The sequence below is a fragment of the Herbaspirillum sp. RTI4 genome (assembly GCF_034313965.1).
Lineage (GTDB): Bacteria > Pseudomonadota > Gammaproteobacteria > Burkholderiales > Burkholderiaceae_D > Herbaspirillum.
The window spans coordinates 1,815,068-1,833,869 of sequence record NZ_JAVIWQ010000002.1; the positions used below are offsets into that span (position 1 = coordinate 1,815,068).

Annotated in this window: 19 protein-coding genes; 3 read left to right on the plus strand and 16 right to left on the minus strand. The window is 54.6% G+C overall.

From position 1 onward, the window contains the following. Positions 1-21: 21 nt before the first annotated feature. The 6 genes from RGU70_RS08270 to fliF are packed head-to-tail and all read right to left on the minus strand — an operon-like array spanning position 22 to position 6,844. Positions 22-1,371 (minus strand): flagellar hook-length control protein FliK, encoded by a 1,350-nt coding sequence (locus RGU70_RS08270; protein ID WP_322208920.1) that lies wholly within the window; start codon positions 1,369-1,371, stop codon positions 22-24. Between the two features lie 51 nt (positions 1,372-1,422). Beyond that, the gene (gene fliJ / locus RGU70_RS08275; protein WP_322208921.1) at positions 1,423-1,878 is read right to left on the minus strand and encodes a flagellar export protein FliJ; all 456 of its coding nucleotides are present in this window, start codon (positions 1,876-1,878) and stop codon (positions 1,423-1,425) included. A 35-nt stretch (positions 1,879-1,913) separates the two neighbouring features. Then, positions 1,914-3,326, minus strand: coding sequence for a flagellar protein export ATPase FliI (fliI, locus tag RGU70_RS08280; RefSeq protein ID WP_416186490.1), 1,413 nt, complete (start codon positions 3,324-3,326; stop codon positions 1,914-1,916). Next, positions 3,323-4,054: a flagellar assembly protein FliH gene (locus tag RGU70_RS08285; protein WP_322208922.1), complete on the minus strand. Its 732-nt coding sequence runs from the start codon at positions 4,052-4,054 to the stop codon at positions 3,323-3,325. Before RGU70_RS08285 ends, fliI begins: the two co-directional genes overlap by 4 nt. Next, entirely contained in the window at positions 4,054-5,046 is a 993-nt protein-coding gene (gene fliG / locus RGU70_RS08290; RefSeq protein WP_322208923.1) for a flagellar motor switch protein FliG, read from the minus strand. The genes RGU70_RS08285 and fliG overlap by 1 nt, the downstream gene beginning before the upstream one ends. Beyond that, on the minus strand, positions 5,039-6,844 hold the full coding sequence (gene fliF, locus RGU70_RS08295) for a flagellar basal-body MS-ring/collar protein FliF (protein WP_322208924.1): 1,806 nt from the start codon (positions 6,842-6,844) through the stop codon (positions 5,039-5,041). The genes fliG and fliF overlap by 8 nt, the downstream gene beginning before the upstream one ends. A 370-nt stretch (positions 6,845-7,214) precedes the next feature. On the opposite strand from fliF, the gene fliE reads away from it, so the two are divergent. Further along, on the plus strand, positions 7,215-7,526 hold the full coding sequence (gene fliE, locus RGU70_RS08300) for a flagellar hook-basal body complex protein FliE (protein ID WP_416186491.1): 312 nt from the start codon (positions 7,215-7,217) through the stop codon (positions 7,524-7,526). A gap of 94 nt (positions 7,527-7,620) precedes the next feature. Here fliE and RGU70_RS08305 read toward each other — a convergent pair whose 3' ends face one another. The 10 genes from RGU70_RS08305 to lexA form a co-directional block, all read right to left on the minus strand. After that, entirely contained in the window at positions 7,621-8,373 is a 753-nt protein-coding gene (locus RGU70_RS08305; RefSeq protein WP_322208925.1) for a flagellar brake protein, read from the minus strand. Positions 8,374-8,454: 81 nt separating this feature from the next. After that, entirely contained in the window at positions 8,455-8,739 is a 285-nt protein-coding gene (locus RGU70_RS08310; protein WP_322208926.1) for an EscU/YscU/HrcU family type III secretion system export apparatus switch protein, read from the minus strand. Further along, on the minus strand, positions 8,732-9,922 hold the full coding sequence (locus RGU70_RS08315) for a flagellar hook-length control protein FliK (protein ID WP_322208927.1): 1,191 nt from the start codon (positions 9,920-9,922) through the stop codon (positions 8,732-8,734). Before RGU70_RS08315 ends, RGU70_RS08310 begins: the two co-directional genes overlap by 8 nt. 1 nt (position 9,923) lies before the next feature. Beyond that, positions 9,924-10,265 (minus strand): flagellar protein FliT, encoded by a 342-nt coding sequence (locus RGU70_RS08320; RefSeq protein WP_322208928.1) that lies wholly within the window; start codon positions 10,263-10,265, stop codon positions 9,924-9,926. 38 nt (positions 10,266-10,303) lie between these two features. Beyond that, complete coding sequence (fliS, locus tag RGU70_RS08325) at positions 10,304-10,741, minus strand: flagellar export chaperone FliS (protein ID WP_322208929.1); 438 nt, start codon at positions 10,739-10,741, stop codon at positions 10,304-10,306. A gap of 26 nt (positions 10,742-10,767) precedes the next feature. After that, complete coding sequence (fliD, locus tag RGU70_RS08330; protein WP_322208930.1) at positions 10,768-12,528, minus strand: flagellar filament capping protein FliD; 1,761 nt, start codon at positions 12,526-12,528, stop codon at positions 10,768-10,770. Positions 12,529-12,779: 251 nt separating this feature from the next. Then, a complete protein-coding gene (locus RGU70_RS08335) occupies positions 12,780-13,178 on the minus strand; it encodes a flagellar protein FlaG (protein WP_322208931.1) in 399 nt (132 codons plus the stop codon). A 99-nt stretch (positions 13,179-13,277) separates the two neighbouring features. Beyond that, positions 13,278-14,366: a flagellin gene (locus RGU70_RS08340; RefSeq protein ID WP_322208932.1), complete on the minus strand. Its 1,089-nt coding sequence runs from the start codon at positions 14,364-14,366 to the stop codon at positions 13,278-13,280. A 609-nt stretch (positions 14,367-14,975) separates the two neighbouring features. Further along, positions 14,976-16,940 (minus strand): tetratricopeptide repeat protein, encoded by a 1,965-nt coding sequence (locus RGU70_RS08345; RefSeq protein WP_322208933.1) that lies wholly within the window; start codon positions 16,938-16,940, stop codon positions 14,976-14,978. Positions 16,941-17,147: 207 nt separating this feature from the next. Beyond that, entirely contained in the window at positions 17,148-17,807 is a 660-nt protein-coding gene (gene lexA, locus RGU70_RS08350) for a transcriptional repressor LexA (protein WP_322208934.1), read from the minus strand. 256 nt (positions 17,808-18,063) lie between these two features. Between lexA and rpsF the strand changes: the two genes are divergently transcribed. After that, entirely contained in the window at positions 18,064-18,432 is a 369-nt protein-coding gene (gene rpsF, locus RGU70_RS08355; protein WP_322208935.1) for a 30S ribosomal protein S6, read from the plus strand. Between the two features lie 26 nt (positions 18,433-18,458). After that, entirely contained in the window at positions 18,459-18,788 is a 330-nt protein-coding gene (gene priB, locus RGU70_RS08360) for a primosomal replication protein N (RefSeq protein ID WP_322208936.1), read from the plus strand. Positions 18,789-18,802: the final 14 nt, after the last annotated feature.

Genomic DNA, 18,802 nt, shown 5'->3' on the forward strand with positions numbered 1-18,802 from the left:
ACATGTCGATACAAGGCATCATCATACAAATGTATCTACCAATCCCAGCCGGCTATTAATCGGTTGTTGCGTCGTGATGATTGTGTCGTCATCACCGTCCGCATCCGAAGAGCCGCGGCCGGATGAAGATTGTCGCGCTTGCTGCTGATTGCCCGAACCTTGTTGTTGGTTCGGCATGCCGCTGCTGACGGTGGCTTGCCCGAGCTGAATACCAGCCTGGTCGAGCATTTCACGTAATTTGGGCATGGCGGCTTCCAGTGCCTGGCGTACTTCTGGCTGGGCGGCGGTAAAAGTGGCGTCGGCCTGAGAGTTGTTGACGTGAATCACGACTTGCAGCGGGCCCAGATCCGGTGGGTTGAGCGTCAGCGATGCGCTTTGCATTCCGCCACTGGTCATCCAGACTATTTTTTGGCCGAGCGCCTGATCCCATGCAGGACTGCCGACGGTGGGCGTGAGCTTTTCAGTCGGTTGATTGAGTGCCTGACTGAGTCCGCCTGAGGCTTGCTGGAATACCGGGATCATTGTGGCGTTGCCAGGTGTGGTGTCCGTTAGATTCGCTGTTGGCAGTGCGGCTTCGCTTGCGAGGCTGGCGGTGGCTTTGGCGCTGGCAGCGGCAAAGTCTTGCAATCCGCTGTTGGCGACGGCGGTCGCTGTCGCTAATGTTGCTGCTGGTAATGCGGCGCTGTTTTTGGCATTGGTGGCGCTCAGATCGGCGGTGCTTGGCATGAGGTTCTTGGCATCCGTGGGCGCGGCAAGCAGAGTCGGATCGGTTTTTCCTTTGCCCGCCTCTGCACTGGCGGCCGCGGCCGCAGCTGCGGCCAGACTCGCGCCGTTTAACGCTGCCGGATCCGGAAGGCCAGCTTGCGCAAGTGCATCACCGGTTTTTGGTGCGGGCGCGGTAACCGGGTTATTTGTCAGATTGGCCACCAGCGCAAGCATTTGCGCGGATGCTGCCTCGGCAGTTTGCGCATCCGTTGCAGTGCTGTTGGTTTTGTCTGCCGTCGAGGCGGATTTGTCAGACGCCGATTTTGCAGAAGTGCTGGCACTACCTGTCTTTTGATTGCTGCTCGTGTTTTGCGCTGTGCTGTTGTTGGTGGTCGCGTTATTGTTTTTGTTGGCATTCGCGGTGGCGCTGTTGTTTTGGTTGTTGTTGACGGCGGTGTTGTTGTTTTGGTTATTGTTGTTCGCGTCGTTATTGTTGTTGCTGTTGTTATTTGCGTTTGCGCTGGCGTCGCGTTGGGTGGATTGAGTCGATTGGTTTGACAGTATCTGTGAAAAGCTCGCCTCCGGCGCAATTGCCGGGCTGGATGGTGCCGTGCTCGTAGCAGAAAAATTAGCAACGATATTCAGGAGCGGTGTAGTGGTAGTCATGGTGGTCGCCGTGGCAAATCCTGCCGTTGAAATTGGTGTCGCGCTCAGGCCTTAGGCCTGACGGTTCTTGCTGCTGTAAAACGCCATTCTTGAAGCGTGCTCGTCGGTTTGTTTCTGGTCCAATTTGGATTCGCGCTGTTGCGCGCTCAATCGTGCTCGCGTTGCCAGAGTGTCATAGGACATGCGTTTTCGTTCGCATCCTTGCCAGACTGTGCGCGCCTCACTAATCCTTAGTTTTGCCGTTTCCACCAGGCTGTTTTGCCCGTTGATCGCCACTTCTATCTTTTCGATGAAGAGCTGGAAATTGCGGTATTGCATCGGCGTCAATCCCGCCTGCATGCTTTCCTGGAAGCGCAGGCCATAGTCATCCCGATATTGTTGCAGGACAGATAATTTTTGCTGCGCTTCATCCGCTGCGCGAATACATCTGCCGAGCCGTTTAGTGGCTTCGTCAGTGTCTTTGGTCGCTAGGTCTATCAGCGTATCGAGTGTGGAAAGGGCTGCCATGGTGCTGCAATTATAGGGGAGCGCTTCCGCCTCGATCACTGGAACAGAGAGGTAAGTTGCCCCAAGCTCTCGCTAACATCGGCACGCTCCGAGATCGCTTGTTGCAGGAATGCTTCAATTTTTGGATGCAGGGCAATAGCCTGATCCAGCAGCGGGTCGCTACCCGGGCTATAGGCGCCGACGCTGATGAGGTCGCGGTTGCGTTCGTAGCGGGAATACAGCTGCTTGAGCCGGCGGGTTGATGCCTGGTGTTCCGGTGAGGTAATGGTGTGCATGGCCCGGCTGATCGATTGTTCGATATCAATGGCGGGATAGTGCCCGCTTTCCGCCAGGGTACGGTTGAGAACGATGTGGCCGTCGAGAATGGCGCGGGCGGCATCGGCGATGGGATCTTGTTGATCGTCGCCTTCTGTCAGCACGGTATAGAACGCGGTGATGGAGCCGCCGCCGGTAATGCCGTTCCCGGCACGTTCGACCAGCACCGGTAATTTGGCAAACACCGAGGGTGGATAACCTTTGGTAGCGGGCGGTTCGCCGATGGCGAGGGCGATTTCACGTTGCGCCATGGCGTAGCGGGTCAGCGAATCCATGATCAGCAGCACGTTCTGTCCCTGATCGCGGAAATACTCGGCGATGGCGGTGGCGTAGGCCGCGCCTTGCAGACGCATCAGCGGCGGGGTATCGGCCGGGGCGGCGACTACGACAGAACGGGCCAGTCCTTCGTCGCCCAGAATCTGTTCGATGAATTCTTTGACTTCGCGACCGCGTTCGCCGATCAGGCCGACAACGATCACATCGGCGCTGGTATAGCGCGCCATCATGCCGAGCAGCACACTTTTGCCGACGCCGGAGCCGGCAAACAGGCCCATGCGCTGGCCACGGCCGACGGTGAGCATGCTGTTGATAGCGCGCACGCCGACGTCGAGAATGTCGGTGATGGGAGCGCGCAAGAGTGGATTGGCGGCACGCACGCCCAGCGGTGCGGAGACTTCGGTGTGCAGCGGGCCGAGTCGATCCAGAGGGCGGCCGGCACCGTCGAGCACGCGTCCTAGCAGTTCAGGGCCGACGGGCAAACGCCGGCTATGCTGATCAGCGCGCTGGGTGCTGTGGGTCATGGGTCCGGTACGCGGCGGCGGTTTTTGTGGTTCTACCGCATAGACCGGAGTACCCGGAACGATGCCTTCGACGTCGCTTTGCGGCATTAAAAACAGCCGGTCATTCTGGAAGCCGACCACTTCGGCTTCAATCAGCGAGCCGTTGGGCAGCGGTACGGTGCAAGGGCTGCCGACAGGCAGTTTGAGTCCTACTGCTTCCATCACCAGTCCGGCCACGCGCGTGACCCGACCGCAGATTTGCATGGTTTCAGTCATTTTGGCGAGGCTGCTGCAGTTGTGCAGATAAGCCTGCCAGCGGCTGCTGTGTGACAGTACCGGTGACTCCTGGCTCATGGGCCAAGCCAGTCGGATTCTTTGGAGAGGGAAGTGGCCAGTCTTTGCCAGCGGCTAGGCAAGCTCGCGTCGATGTGGTTGCTGGGCGTTTCGATGCGGCAACCGCCTCGTTCCATGTCGATGTCATCGGCAATGCGCCAGCCGGTTTGCAGCAATTCTGCACCCATGTGTTCGCGCACCAGTACCGCATCTTCGGGACTGAGATAAAGCAGGGCGGGTTGTTGCAGGATGGGAATGGTTTGCAGCGCGGCGCTGATCAGTGGCAAGACCAGTTCAGGTCGCACTTTGAGCGCTGTTTTCAGCATGGCTTTGGTGAAGTCGAGCGCCAGGTCGAGCATGTCGGGCGCGATCATTTCGCTGCAATGGGCGACTTCGCTGCTGAAGGTGTTGGCGATATGACGGAAGTGCTGGAGGATTTCGTCCATTTCCATGCGCCCTTGCGCCATGCCTGCTGCGTAGCCTTCTTCGTAGCCGTTGGCATTGCCTTGTTCCATGCCCTGAACATAGCCGAGCTGGCGCGCCTCATCGTGAATGGCGGCGATTTCTTCTGCGGTAGGAGCGGGCAGGGGTGGTTCAACGACTTGTTCTGCAAGCAGTTCGGCAGCGTCTTCCGGCGTGACTTCTTCCTGTGTTCCTGCTTCGGGTTTTCCACTCTCTTCCAGCGACGCCATTTCCCAGCGCTGATAGGGTGTCATCAGTTCTTTGGAGAGGATGTTGGGTCCACGCATTAGACGAAGGAGTCCTCACCTTTGCCACCCAGTACGATTTGTCCTTCATCGGAAAGGCGACGTACGATTTGCAGGATGGCTTTTTGCTGGATATCGACTTCGGACAGGCGTACCGGGCCTTTGGATTCCAGATCTTCACGCATCATTTCCGCTGCGCGTTGCGACATGTTGCTGAAGAATTTTTCGCGCAGTTCCTGGGAGGCGCCTTTGAGCGCGACGATCAGCGATTCGGATTGCACTTCGCGCAGCAGCAGTTGGATGCCGCGACCGTCGATGTCGATGATGTTGTCGAAGACGAACATCTCATCCATGATTCTTTGCGCCATTTCTTCGTCGTAGGCGCGCAGATTTTGGATGACCGAGGTTTCGTTTTCGCCGCTCAGGAAGTTGAGAATTTCGGCTGCGGCGCGCACTCCGCCCATTTGTTGTTTCTTCAGACTTTCATTGCCGGTCAGTAATTTCGTCAGCACGTCGTTGAGTTCGCGCAGGGCGACCGGTTGCACGCCGTCCAGCGTGGCAATGCGCAGCACAACGTCGTTGCGCAGGCGTTCGGTAAATTGGTTAATCACATCGCAGGCGTGATAGCGTTCCAGATGGACCAGGATGGTGGCGATGATTTGCGGGTGTTCGTTGCGAATCAGGTCGGCCACCGATTGCGCATCCATCCACTTCAGGCTTTCGATACCGCTGGCGTCACGGCCGCCGAGAATCCGGTTGAGCAGGGAGGAGGCCTTGTCGTCGCCCAGAGCCTTGGTCAGTACGCTGCGGACATATTCGTCCGAATCGAGTCCTATCGACGATGCCTGGCCGGTTTTTTCGACGAATTCGATCAGTACTTCATTGATTTCGTCGTAGCTGATGCTTTTGAGGGTCGCCATGGCGGCACCCAGTTTTTGCACCTCGCGCGGCCCGAGATGCTTCATGACTTCGGAGGCCTCATTTTCGCCTAAGGCGAGCATGAGGATGGCGCCTTTTTGAATACCGTCACTCATTATTCACCCATGCTTTAATGATGCTGGCCACCAGTTTTGGATCGGATTTCGCCAACTCTTTTACCTTCTCCATGTTGTCTGCATACGCATTGCGTTCATGGGCGGCTTCTACTTGCTCTTCACTCAGTTCGACGATGGCGTCAGGTTCCTCTTCTCCCCGTTCGCGTGCCAGTTGCGCGGCGACAGCGGCGGCTTCGGCGGCTGCCTTGGCCTTGATGTCTGCGGCTTCTTTGCCGCTGATTTTGTAGATCAGCGGTTTGAGCATACCAAAGTACAGATAAAGGAGTACGGCACCGATCAGGATGTAGCGGCCGATTTCCTTGGCCATCTGAATGTTGTCAGGTTGTTTCCATAGCGGCACGTTCGGTTCTATCGGGCCGGTGAACAAAGTATTGACGACGTTGAGGGAGTCGCCGCGTTCTTTGTTGAAGCCCATTGCTTCCTTGACCAGATCGGTGATCTGGGTTTTTTCAGTGGCGCTCAATGGCTTCATCGTCACTTTTCCGTTGGCGTCGACATCGCGTTTGAAATTGACGACGACGGCGACGGTCAGGCGTTTGACGCCGCCCATCGGTTGCTGGATGTAGCGGACGGTTTTGTTGACCTCGTAATTGACCGTGGCGTCCTTGCGCGTATTGATTGGTACGCCCGTAGCGCTTGAGGTGGCGATGGTGCCAGGGGCTGCAGTAGCAGGAGTAGCAGGGGTGCCATTGGGGTTGGGCGGTGTGGTGACTGGCGGGTTGACGATGGGTGCCGTTGCGTTGACCCCGGGCTGATTGGTCAGCGCGCCCGGTATGCCGGAACTGGATTGGTTGAGGCTTTGTGCTTCGGTATTTTGCTTGCTGCGAACGGCAGCGCTGTCCGGCGTCTGGTTCGGGCCGTAGGTTTCCGCTGCTTGTTCGCTGTGCGAAAAGTCGACATCGGCGGTGGCTTCGGCGCGGACGTTTTCATTGCCGACGATAGGGGCAATGATGGATTCCACGCGTTTGACGATGTCTTGCTGCAAGTCCTGCAAATATTTCAATTGCGTCGGATCGAGGCCGTTGACTGGTTTTTTGGAGGTGTCCGAGAGCAGATTGCCGTTTTGATCGACGATGGTGACGCTTTTCGGTGACAGCTCGGGCACGCTGCTGGCGACCAGATGGACGATGGCGCTGACTTGTTGCGCGTCCAGCATGCGGCCGGGGTAGAGGCTGAGAATGACGGAGCAGGTGGGGCTTTGCTGGTCGCGGACAAAGACCGATGCTTTGGGCAGGGCCAGATGAATGCGCGCGGATTGCACAGCGGCCAGCGATTCAACCGAGCGCGCCAGTTCGCCTTCAAGGGCGCGTTGAAAATTGACTTGCTCCAGAAACTGCGATACGCCCAGTTTCTGGTTTTCCATTAATTCAAATCCGACATTGCCGCCTTTGGGCAAACCTTGGGAGGCCAGTTTCAGACGAGCGTCATGCACCATGGTCTCGGGGACCAGAATGGCGCTGCCTCCCTCGGAATATTTGTAGGGGACGTTCATTTGTTGCAGTGAGGCGACAATGGCACCGCCGTCGCGATCCGTGTAGTTGGAGAACAGGACCCGGTATTCGACTTTCTGGCTCCAGAGCCAGACGGAAATCATGACGGCAATCACCGCGGCAGCGGCTACGACGAGCAGTATTTTGCGACCTTGTGGGGACTGAGCAAAACCGAGCAAGCCAGTGGCTTCGGCCGGCGCAGGGATAGCACCGCCAGTCTGTTCAGTTGTATTTTCGAGGGGGGCATTGCCGTCGCCGGTCAGGGTGCCGTCAGCGGTCACAGCCATACTTTATCCTCGTGACTTGCGCCTAGTTCCATTATTTGCTTCACTGCTGACCCTCATCCATCGTCGAATACCCTTTTTGGCTTAATACAGATTGTCCTGCAGCACGCTGGATTTGATAGCCTGAACAGACCCGCAATTCTATCTTTTATCAGTGTCAAAAGCGCGTCGGTGCGTGATATCTTGTCTGGGCAATAAGCGTTATTGCGATTTTTTGACAGTATTTTTAGAAATTCTCTGTTTTCTTCCGGTTCAAAGCTTGCTTTGATCCGCCAATAGCAAAGCGTATTGGTCAACAGCGAGGTGTATTGTGGTGCAAAGTGTAGGAAGCATAGGTGGCGTTACTGCCATCGATACCAGTCAGATCGAGGCGATGGTTGCCCAGCTCAAAGCGGCAGCTGCGCGCGCGCAAGGCAATGTGGCGCCGGTGGATGCGCAAAGTGCGCAGCAGGCAGCACCTAAAGTCGATTTTGCTGATGTCTTGAAATCGTCGATCGACCAGGTCAATGATTCACAGCAAAAAGCCGAGAAAATGTCCCAGAGTTTTGCGCTAGGAGATGACAACGTGAATTTGTCCGACGTCATGATTGCCATGCAAAAAGCGAGCCTTTCGTTTCAAACGACGATTCAGGTTCGCAATAAGCTTGTCAGTGCCTATCAGTCGATGATGACGATGTCGGTGTAAGCCGGGCTTTGCCGGATGCGTGTTCTGAGGTGGGTATCGTGGGGTAGGGACTTGTCCAGCCGTCATCGGAAATCTGATGCGGCCGGGCACGGAATTACAACATGCCGGAAGCTTTGGCGTTTTGCTCGCGTTCCATTTTGGTAATGAACCTCTGTATTGCTGCTTCTACCGCGCGAGACATATTTTTGAATTCGCAGCCCATGCGATTGACTGTTTTGCCGCTGGCCAGTTTGACTTCCTTGCAATCCCGAATCTGCAGCATGACCGGCACCATGGTGTTGTCGGTCAATTCCAGCTGGCAATGTTCAAAAACCTTCCCCAACGTGGTATCCAGCAATTTCTGATCGTCAGTGATACCTATGCCGCCGGCACTGATGTTGTTGAGTTGTGTGTGCACAAGCAAAACTGACTCATCATCTTGTGGGATGCTGAACGTGCAACGTAAAGGCTTGGATATAGGAGTGTTGACGCGAAAATATTCACGTCTTTGCAGTCGCACCAGGCTTTCGGGAATTTCTATGCGGAACGCAGGACGCCCCTGATAGGTGTACTCGGTGGCGCTATCGGCAGTAAAGTTAATGCGAATATTGTTGTAGAGCACTTCAAACAGGATGCGATTGCTTTCCAATATGCTCTTGTTGAGATCGGCGCTCGGTGCGGAATCGACGATGATGCAATTCTCATCCTCATCGAGTTCCAGTATGGAGGTGATGACGGATTCCGAGCCACCTTTAATGAGCAGACTGAGTAGTTGGTTGCGATCCATCATGCTGGTCAGCAATCCAACAATTTCCTTGCGTGAATGCACGCGGTATTGGCTGGTGTCCGGAGTCTTGTCGTTGAGCATCTTAAACTTCTTTTTTTAGGGCATCTGCTATTGGTCGTAACCAAGCGATTGCGAGTCAATAAAATATAGCGAATCATAACATCACTGCTTGAGCGATTGTGCTGTTTCCATTTGGTAAAGCCAAGCCAATAATTCCGCAACAGTGCGATATAGAGTAGGTGGAATTTGTTGATCCAATTCAACCTGCATCAGCAAGGACACCAACTCCTTGGATTCGTGTACAAACACACCATGTTCTTTCGCCCGGGCAATGATTGCCTGAGCGATTAGCCCACTACCTTTCGCCACGATTTTCGGCGCAGATTCATTCGAATTGTAGGCAAGGGCGACCGCATTTTGCAGCGGCATGACGGGCTTCTTATCCATCCTGTTTTACCAGAAAGGCGTCCAGAGAAGCACCGGCAGCTTCCAGTGAATTTTTCAATTGTTCGCCGTGGTCGCGCAGGGTAGTGGTGGCGTCATCATTCTGGGTGCGTAATTGCATGTGGATTTTATCGCCGGTAAGGCGGATGGCCGCCGACACTTTGCCTAAATTCGGGAAGTCGAAACGCACCACAGTCTGCCACGACGCGGGCTTGGCTTCGCCATCGGCTTGTCCGTTTTGCGAGCCATCTTCCTCTTGCTTTTCAACTTCCCATTCCATCTGCTGGCCTGGCCAGACTTCTCCGTTCCAGACAATCCTTTGCTGCTCCAGTGCATTGAGTTGCAGATTGACGATTTGTCCGAGCTGGGCATTGGCCACCCCGGCTTCCGGGCCTGGCAATAAGCTACTGCCGTTTTGCAATTGCGGGCCTAGTTGCGCTTGCGGCTCTCGCCGCAAATCGGTCAGGGTGACTTTTCCTTCCGTCCAGCCGGCAATGTGCGACTCATAAAATACGCCGCTGAGATTGACGGTTTCACGCAGCGCGGCAGTGAGTTTCGTAGTGTCAACCGGGCCTGCGTTGGCCGCAGCGATAAGCGGGGTCTTGGCCTGGATGGCATTGGAAATGTCACCCTGCTTGGCCGCTTGCAGCAGATTATCGATCATGCGGCCGGTCGTGCTGAGCTGGGTGGTTGCATTTTTTTGTGTGCCGTCGGCATTGCCCTTGGCGTCTGCCGCGATGGTCGGGTCTTCTCCGACGGAATAGGGCAGACGTTGTTGCACGCTGCGCAGAAGTTGCTGATTTTTATCGGTTTGCTGGGTAATGCCGGCGCTGTGTGCGCCTTCGCTGCTGATGTCGACACTGTCGGTCGTGGTGGTGTCACCGTTATGGTCGGTGACCGTAAAAGTAGGGCGCGGATCTCTGCTGGTGAGCGTCAGGATGACATCGCTGCCGACCTTGGTGCCGGCCGCAAGGCTCATGCGTGCGGCGGTATCTGCCAGACGGACCAGAAAAGTGCCGTCATTGAATTGGGATAAGACCTGGCCCTGCAATTGCTGACCGACAGCGATTTGATTGAGACGGGAAAGGCTTTCTTGCCGCAGATCGGCAACCGGAGCGACCGCAGCGACCGAGGCTATCGGGGAAACAGGTGTGACTGAGTTACCGATATCGGTCGGGGATACCACGTCAAGCTCTTGAGTTCGGGCTCATTCCATAAGTCTGGACAAGTTTGCGTTCATTGCCGGTACTTTTGGCCATCGATGCCAGATGGTTGAGCCAGGGTTCGGTGAGGGAGCGGATATCTTTGTCGTCGGCAAGTATTTTCTTGATGATCGTAATCTTGCGTTCGCGGGCAGCTTGTTCCAGCGGGACCGCGCTTTCATTGGCGCGCAAACGATCAACATACTGGGCGCACTGGGCTTCCAGCGACGATAGCAGTTGCCAGTCACTGGAGCGCGCAGCGGCCAGCATCTGGTCGGTGACAGTGGCAATCGATTCATACAAAGAAATGGCTTCTTCGCTATTCATTATGTGTGTGCTTTCTCAAAATGAGCGAGACGATCGCTTCAGGCTGCGGACTGGTTACGGGTGATGGCAGCGATGGCGACAGGATCGCCGATCGCTTCCCATGCTTCCTTGAGTCCACTGAGCAATTCATGGACTTCATTGAGGATAGCTGGATCATTATTCACATTGGCTTCAAACAGACGTCGGCTCATGTAGTCGTAAAGAGCGTCGAGGTTAAGGGCCATATCCCGCCCCGGGCTTTCGCTCAAATCCAGACTGGCACGCAAGCCGTTTTCGACGATCAGGATGGCTTTAGTAATAGCTTCGCCCTTATCCTTGATGTTCATCGAGCGCATATGCATTCCGGCCATGGCGATGGCCGTCATCGCCCCCTCAAACAGCATGATGATGAGTTTGTGCGGGCTGGCGGCGACTACGCCTGTTTCTATGCCTATTTTTGCATAGGTGCTTGCGCCACGTTGTGCAGAACCAAACATGATACGAACTCCCTGATAAATGATGGTTAGGCCGTAGTCAGCGATGCCAGCTGTGCGGTCAGATAGCTTTGGGTGCTTTGCAAGTTCGCCAGAGTCAAGTCCAGCGCATTAAATTGCGTCGTGTAGTTCGTCTGTATGACGGTTAACCTGGCCTGCAGCGCCGTTTGCTGAGCGCTATTGCTTTTCAGGCTGGAATTGAGTCCGTCAGTTTTGGTGGCGATGATGCCGCCGGTGCCGAGCATATTGGTTGTGAGCGCGCTGAGCAGGGGCACCATACCGCTGGTCGAGGTGAACAATTGGTTGATGCCAGAAAAATTGGCCGTCATTGCGGTAGTTAATTTTCCGGAATCCAGGGCAAGTGTGCCGTCTTTCTGGAACGCTACGCCGATATCCGAGAGCGTGGCGATAGAGCCTCCGCCGGTGACTGCCTGTGTCAGCGTATTGCGTAACTGGGTCATCATCGCTAACACATTGGAGTCGCCCTGCAAGGCGCCACCGGTCTTGCTGGTGGCATTGTAGGCAGTCATGGTGGCTAACGTCGATTGGAGCGAGTTGTAGCTGCTGACGAAGCTCGAAACGCTTGATTGTACGCTGGAGATGTTGTTCGTGATGGCCAGGGTCAGATTGTCAGTTGCTGTCGTGACGCTCGTGGCATTGAGGGTCACACCGGAAATAGCGGTAGTGATCGTATTGCTCGGACTGGTGACTTCGACGCCGTCAACGGTCACTTTCGCATCTTGGGCTGCCGTCATCAGGGTCATACGGTTGCCGGCGGTACTGCCGCTGGCCGGCGGATAAGCCAGCTTGGCGAAGTCGCCGGTAGCGGTGATGGTGGTACCGTTGGCTGCACCGCTCAACAAGGAGGTCAGCACGAGATGGTTTTGCGTGCCGTCGCTGACGATGGAGGCGGTCAGCCCTGTGTCTGTACTGGCATTGATCGCATCCCGAATACCGGCCAGGGTATTGGTGAGCGGCTTGATCAGTGTCGTTGAGTTGGTGCCGGTTTTGATCGCCATGACGCCGGTGCTGAAACTGGCGGTGGAGTCAAAGCCTGACGATTGCAGTTTTTGCGCTTGCGCCAGTTGCGTCACGGCAATGTTATATGAAGCCGATGCCGCAGTCGTTTGATCTTGCGGCGCCTGCGTCTGCTTCATGGTGCTGGCAGTTGGGTTGGCAGGATCGTAGGCAAATCCTGCCAGGCTGCCATTGGCGGTAATTTTGACAGTGTTTGCAGTGCCGGCGGTATTGGATTCGAATACCAGATGTTTGCCGGTGCTGTCGGTCTTAATGCTGGCGCTCACGCCGGTATTGCCCGCGTTGATTTTGTCGCGCAGCATTTCCATCGTCGAATTGGCGGTCAACGTCACGAAGGTGGTGGTATTGTCCCCCACTTTGAAGGCGATACTGTCGCCGCTAGCGTAGGGGGTGGCCGTTCCGGTCGCTGAACTGCCAGCGGACGTCAGAATCTGGCCCTTTGCCGCGACACTGGAACTGGAACTCACGGTAGCGGTGACTGCGCCGGTGGTGACGCCAGTACCCGTGCCTGAGTTGGTCACGACAGCTTGTTGCGCGCTGAAGGTGGCGCTGGTCATGGCCGTCAGGCTGCTGGCAAAGCTGGTGACGGCGCTTTTCAGCTGACCGTAGGCGGAAATTTGGGAATTGAAGCTACTCGCCGCATTGGTCAGCGGAGTCATTGCCTGGTTTTCGGCGGCCATCAATTTTGAGACCGTACCTGCTACGTCGAAACCTGAACCTGCGCCGGAGCTGGTGATTGCGGCTGTAACCATTTAATTCTCCTTGATGCTCTGGACCTGTTGCGGAGAAAGTGAATCGCCAGGCAAAGGCTGCTTTCTCACCCGGTTTGGATAGTTACCAATAAGAGCGTGTTTGCATCGCACTGTTTGCGTTATGCACTGCCCTGCGGGACCTGCTATTCAAATTCATACCCGATTGTACGGGCGTAAAGAGACATGCATAAAGACGAATATGCAGATATTGCCGTTCTACTTCAAGCATTCGCTAGAAAACTTGCGAAACTTCAGGCGCTGTGATTGATGAGCAAGCCTTGCAATTTATCCATCGATTTGGCAATCGATACTGCCTCTTCGCTTGGAATCTGGCGGATGACTTTATTGGTTGCTGTGTCGACTACCTTCACGATCGTCAAGCCAGTGTCTTTGTCTGTCGAAAAATTCAGATCGGACGCAGCATTGGCAGCGAAATCGTTCAGTTTGCTGACGGCATCAGCGATTTGACTGGCTGTCGGCTTCGCGGCATTGGCATTGGTCGGAGCGCCAGTGGAAACGATTGGATCAGGTTTTGTTGCGCCGGCTGTAGCGGCAGTACCACTTGGAGTGGTCGTTGCTGGTGGGGGTGTCTGTGTTGCATATCCTGTCACATCATTCGATGTGGAGGCATTCAAGGCTGAAATAGACATGGTATTACCTCTTTTTTAAAGGAATGTGCGAAGAATATTCTATCTACTCTTCGCACATTATCCTAGTACATCAAGAATTACTTTGATTACTTTTGTTGATTATTGCAGCAGTGTCAACACAGATTGCGGTGCGGAGTTGGCTTGTTTCAACATCGCCGTACCAGCTTGTTGCAGAATCTGGGCTCGGGTCAGTTTAGCTGTTTCCGCCGCGAAGTCGGTATCCATGATTCGACTTTGCGCCGCAGTGATGTTTTCCGACGACGTTTGCATGTTGGTGATCACGGCGGTCAGACGGTTTTGAATCGCGCCGAATTCAGCCTGTTTCGAGGAGATCAGGCTAATCGCCTTATCCAGGTTCTTGATCGCCTTTTGTGCATCGCTTTGTGCTGCTGGTGCGGCAATTGCCTTATCCAGAGACAGTTTGGCGCTGTCGATCTTCGTTTGCAGCGTGACTGCCGATGCGGCCAGCGCAGTGGCTGTAAGCGAGGATGCGCTAGCGAACAAGGTATCCATTGCTGCTTTTGCCGATGTGTAAGCAGTCTGTTTGACCGTCACGGCAGAGGTGGAACCCAGGCCGATCAAACCCTTGGCGCTGGAACCGATGACGTTGGCAATCGTGGCGTTGTTCGACAGATCGTTCAGCGAGATGCTGATTTGATCGGAGTTTTTGTGATCGACGACGTTGGCGCCGACCTGGAAAGTCAGGGTCAGAGCAGCAGACACGTGTGTCGAGCTAGAAGCAACACCGGCGCTGGCGCCTGAGCCGACACCAGTGAACAGGTTTTGGCCGTTGAAGTTGGTGCTATTCAGAACGCGGAAAACTTCCGACGACAACTGTGTGTATTCATCGTTCAGCGTCTTGCGATCTTGTGCGCTGTTCGAACCGTTGGTTGCTTGCACGGCCAGTTCCCGCATACGTTGCAAGTTGTTTGTCACGGTGCTGAGCGAGCCCTGAGCCGTTTGCGCCAGCGAAATACCATCGTTCGCGTTACGTTGCGCAACAGTCAGACCCTTGATCTGGGAATCCATCCGTTGGGAAATCGACAAACCCGCTGCATCATCCGCTGCGCTATTGACGCGCAAACCGGAAGACAGACGTTGAATCGAAGTGTTCAACGAGGCTTGTGACATTGTCAAATTGCGTTGTGTGTTGATCGACGCAATATTGGTGTTAATTACTGATGCCATGATTAATTCTCCTAAGATTTTTGACCGATAAATCGAGTTTCAGTGCTTAACTTTGGTCTTTTACCTATGCGCCTCAGGCGTTTTAACCGCTGTTATGTATGCTATATCGGACGGTATCGGGAAAAGTTTAGTACTTGTCGAAAATACTTTGCCGCTACTGCCAGAACTAAAACTGCATGACGTGAATACCTCTTGCCAGTCTTATTTCGACGGCTTCCACAAAAACTTTAATTTTTGTGGGTGAAATATCATTTTTGGACAGGGTGGGTGCTCGCTATGCCTTGGGTTTGCATCCATTCCCGAATGATCCCCCCCTTCAGAAAGCACTTTTTAGCGCACTTTCTGGAGGAAACGCATCGCACAATTGGAATGCCGGCAGCCCCGAAGGGCTTGGTAGTGCCAAGATGGGATTTCGACGGAAAGGAGTGCCGGAGGTGGCCGGGCGGGAGGGGGAACTGCGCAACAGGCCTCAGCTTGCCTGTTGATGATTTTAAAAACAAGAGAGTGTGACCCGACCTGTTTATCCGCACTTCGCTTATATATATAAGCGAAGTGTCATCTGGAGTCTTTATTGCCAGGTTTAGGGTGAATTTGCCTAATTTGTAGTTATTAAGCGGGGCGCTGGTCCCGCAAAGCTTTCAGATCGGTTTCCATGCGGGCAATGACCGCCGCCCAGTCACCTGCGATGGGCTGACGATAGAGCTGCATGCTGGGATACCAAGGGGAATCCTCACGTTCCTGCAACCAGCGCCAGTCCGGCATGTACGCCAGCAGTGCCCAGGTGCGTTTGCCGAGCGCGCCGGCCAGATGCAATACCGAGGTGTCGACGCTGATGACCAGGTCGAGATTGTCGATGGCGGCGGCGGTATCGGCAAAATCGTTGAAATCGTCCCCCAGATTGATGACCGGATTCTGGCTGTTGAGCGCGGTCATTGCGGCAACCGGCGCTCCTTTTTGCAAGGAAAAGAACTGAACTCCCGGGATATCGAACAAGGGTGCTGCGTTTTCCAGCGGCATGGAGCGGCGTCTGTCGTTGCCGTGTTCCGGATTGCCGGCCCAGACGATGCCTACCCGCAAAGTGCCCTTCGGCAGGTTCATCGTCCTGATTTTTTCGCCCCAGTGCAGGCTGTCGTTGAGACTGGCCGACAGGTACGAGGGGAAGGTCGGAATTTCTTCCGGCGTCGTTGTGCCCAGTCCATACGGCAAACTCATGATCGGATAGGCAAAATCGGCAGCCGGAAGTTTGTCATTTTCGCGGACCAGCGTGATTTTTCCTGGGAACGAGGCAAACAGACGCGCCAGAGGATCCTTGACGTGCAGCGCCACGCGCGCGCCACGCTCAAGCAGCATAGGGACATAACGCAAAAACTGAATACTGTCGCCGTAGCCTTGTTCATGCATCAACAGGATTTGTTTGTCTTTCAGGGAGGCTTTGCCGTCCCACTTGGGAATGACTTTGAACAATTCGAGCGCCAGTTCATAAATGTAACGTCGCTCCGGGAGTTCCAGCCGTACTTCATGATTGGCCCAGCCATTGACGAAATCGCCTGCCAGCAGTTGCACCAGGCACATATTGTGGCGCGCCATCATGTAATTGGACTTGAGTTTGAGGGCGGTTTCGAAATGACCTAGCGCTTCTTCGCACTCACCATGGTCATGCATGATGACGCCGATATTGTTATAAGTGATCGCGTGTGATGGATCGATAGTTAATGCTTTTTTCAGCATCGCTATAGACTCATCATATCGGTCCTCGTTATCGTAATAGCTGGAACCCAGACGGGCGTAGCTATTCGGATCGTTCGGTGCCAGTGCGATGACTTTCTTGTAAAGGTCGTAGGCGTTCTCGTAATCATGCAGTTTGGTGTGGGTATCGGCCTTCTGATTGATGGCGTAGATATTGTCCGGCTCCAGCAGCAAGGCGGTGATATGGCATTCGAGCGCTTCCTCAAGCATGCCCATTTCCTGGAAGGCGTGTCCCAGATTGGTATGCGCGGGAGCAAAATTGATCTGAAGCTGTAATGCCTGCATCAATTTTTCTACGGCTTCCTTGTAGCGTTTGGCGTCGATCAGCGCTTTGCCTAAATGGGAGAGGGGGCCGGCGGCAGTCGGTGCGCGCCGCACAGCTTCCTCGAAATAGGCAATGGAGGCATTCGGATCTTTTTTCTCATGCAGGGCGTCGGCCAGTCCGATTCGACCGGGCAAATGTTCTTCGTCAATGGCAATCGATTGCTCGAACAGGCGTATGGCATCGTCGATACGGTCTTGCTTGAGGACGGCCATGCCCAGATTGGACAGGTATTCGGCATTGCCGGGTTCGAGTTCAACCGCCTTACGGAACCAGTGTTCTGAGCGGAGATAGTCCTTGGCCTGCAATTCCACCAGACCCAGAGCATGAAGAGCGAAGACCAGATCGGGCGCTTTGGCGATCACGCTTTCGCCCAGCGTTCTTGCTTCCGCAGTCTTGTGTTCGCTGACCAGATCCAGCACTTTCCTTACGGTAAGTAAAGTTTGAATTTCTGGTGTGGTTTTGCTGGCTGGGTTGACGACAGGCTTCTTATTGCGCTTTGACATCTAAATTCCCTTTAAGGGCCTGTTCCGAAAAATGGAGCCGGAGTGGCATGCCGCCTGCATGATATGCCGCTACGGCGTATTCCCATCGGAAAAACAAATGGAAGAAGTCCTTGTAATAAAGGGTTTTGATCTGGGGCCGGGCTGAGTAAGTATCCCATCCCTGCTGTCTTGAGCGTCGCTATGAAAGTTGACTGGCCTTATCAGAATCTAATGCCAGCTACGCAGCAGGCCGACGACCAGGCCTTCGAGCGCGAAGCCGGTTTCTCCTGTGGTCACGTGTAGCGTCTGGAAATCAGGATTTTCGGGAATGAGTTCAATGGCGCTGCCGGTTTTTCGATAGCGCTTGACGGTGACATCGTCGCCCAGCCTTGCCACGACGATTTGTCCGTTGCGTGCCGTGGCGCTTTTTTTGACTGCGAGCAAATCGCCCTCAAGAATGCCGGCATCACGCATCGACATGCCGCGAACTTTCAGCAAATAGTCTGGTTTCGCGGAAAACAAGGCGGGATCGACCTGATAGCTGGCTTCAATATGTTCCTGCGCCAGGATGGGCGAACCTGCGGCGACGCGTCCGACCAGCGGCAAATTCAGTTGCATCAATGCCGGATGCGGCAATACCAGTTGCCTGCCGCTTTGCGAGGAGGCAAGGGTGTCGCTACTTCGTAAGCGTATCCCGCGTGACATGCCGGGCGACAGTTCAATGGCCCCCTTGCGTGCCAGTGCTTGTAGATGCTCTTCGGCGGCATTGGCGGAGCGGAACCCTAGTTCCGTGGCGATTTCCGCTCGGGTGGGCGGGAATCCGGTGTTTTCTATGGCCTCTTTAATCAGGTCGAGGATTTGCTGCTGGCGGGCGGTCAGTTTGATCATGGCAGTGCGCCGGGTCGGCGGGTGATGGATTGGTGTGGAAGTTATGCGTTATGCCGCATATAGTGTATGCGTGAAATTAACTGTATTTTTATACAGTTGTATGGGGAATGCAAGCAAATGCTGGCGATGCCGACTAAATCCCTGAATTCATTGAATTTTTTCGATTTCCGCTGTATGATGCTGGGTTTTCCTCTTCCCACACTCGTCTTGACGCCGGGGTGGGCAATTTTTTAAACAAGTCCATAAAGGAGTTTGCATGCGTCATTATGAAATCGTATTTATCGTCCATCCGGATCAGAGCGAGCAAGTGCCTGCGATGATCGAGCGTTACAAGGGCATCGTCACTACCCGTGGCGGCCAGGTACATCGCGTTGAGGATTGGGGCCGTCGGCAACTGGCGTATCAAATCCAGAAGCTGGCAAAAGCACATTATGTCTGTCTGAACATCGAAGTCGACGCCGAAACGCTGACTGAAATCGAAACAGGCTTCAAATTTAACGATGCTGTCTTGCGTCATCTGACCGTCAAGTTGAAGAAGGCTGAAACAACGCCGTCTCCAATCATGAAGGCGACTCAGAAAGAAGATGCAGGCAAGAGCTCGCGTAGCGAAGCACCCGCAGCGTAAATGCTGCGTTGAGCGCGTCGCAGAGATTGAGCCAAGAACCGACTCAAGGATTAAACCGGTTTGAACTGATTGCCACCATCGTAGAGCGCGACGTACTGCGTTATACACCCGCCGGCATCCCCATCGTGGCAGCGAAACTGCTCCACAGTTCGGAGCAGCGCGAGGCAGGGGTGGTTCGATTGATCGAATTTGAAATGCCGGCGCAGGCTGCGGGCGAAATTTCAGGTCGAGTCAATCAGGCCGAACTAGGTAAATCTTTTCACTTCAGTGGCTTTCTGGCGCGCAAGCATCGCAATAGCAAGAGCCTCGTGTTTCACATCGTTGAGTTCGAGGACTGTTCGTTACCAAATTTATAAATTCAGGAGCCAAA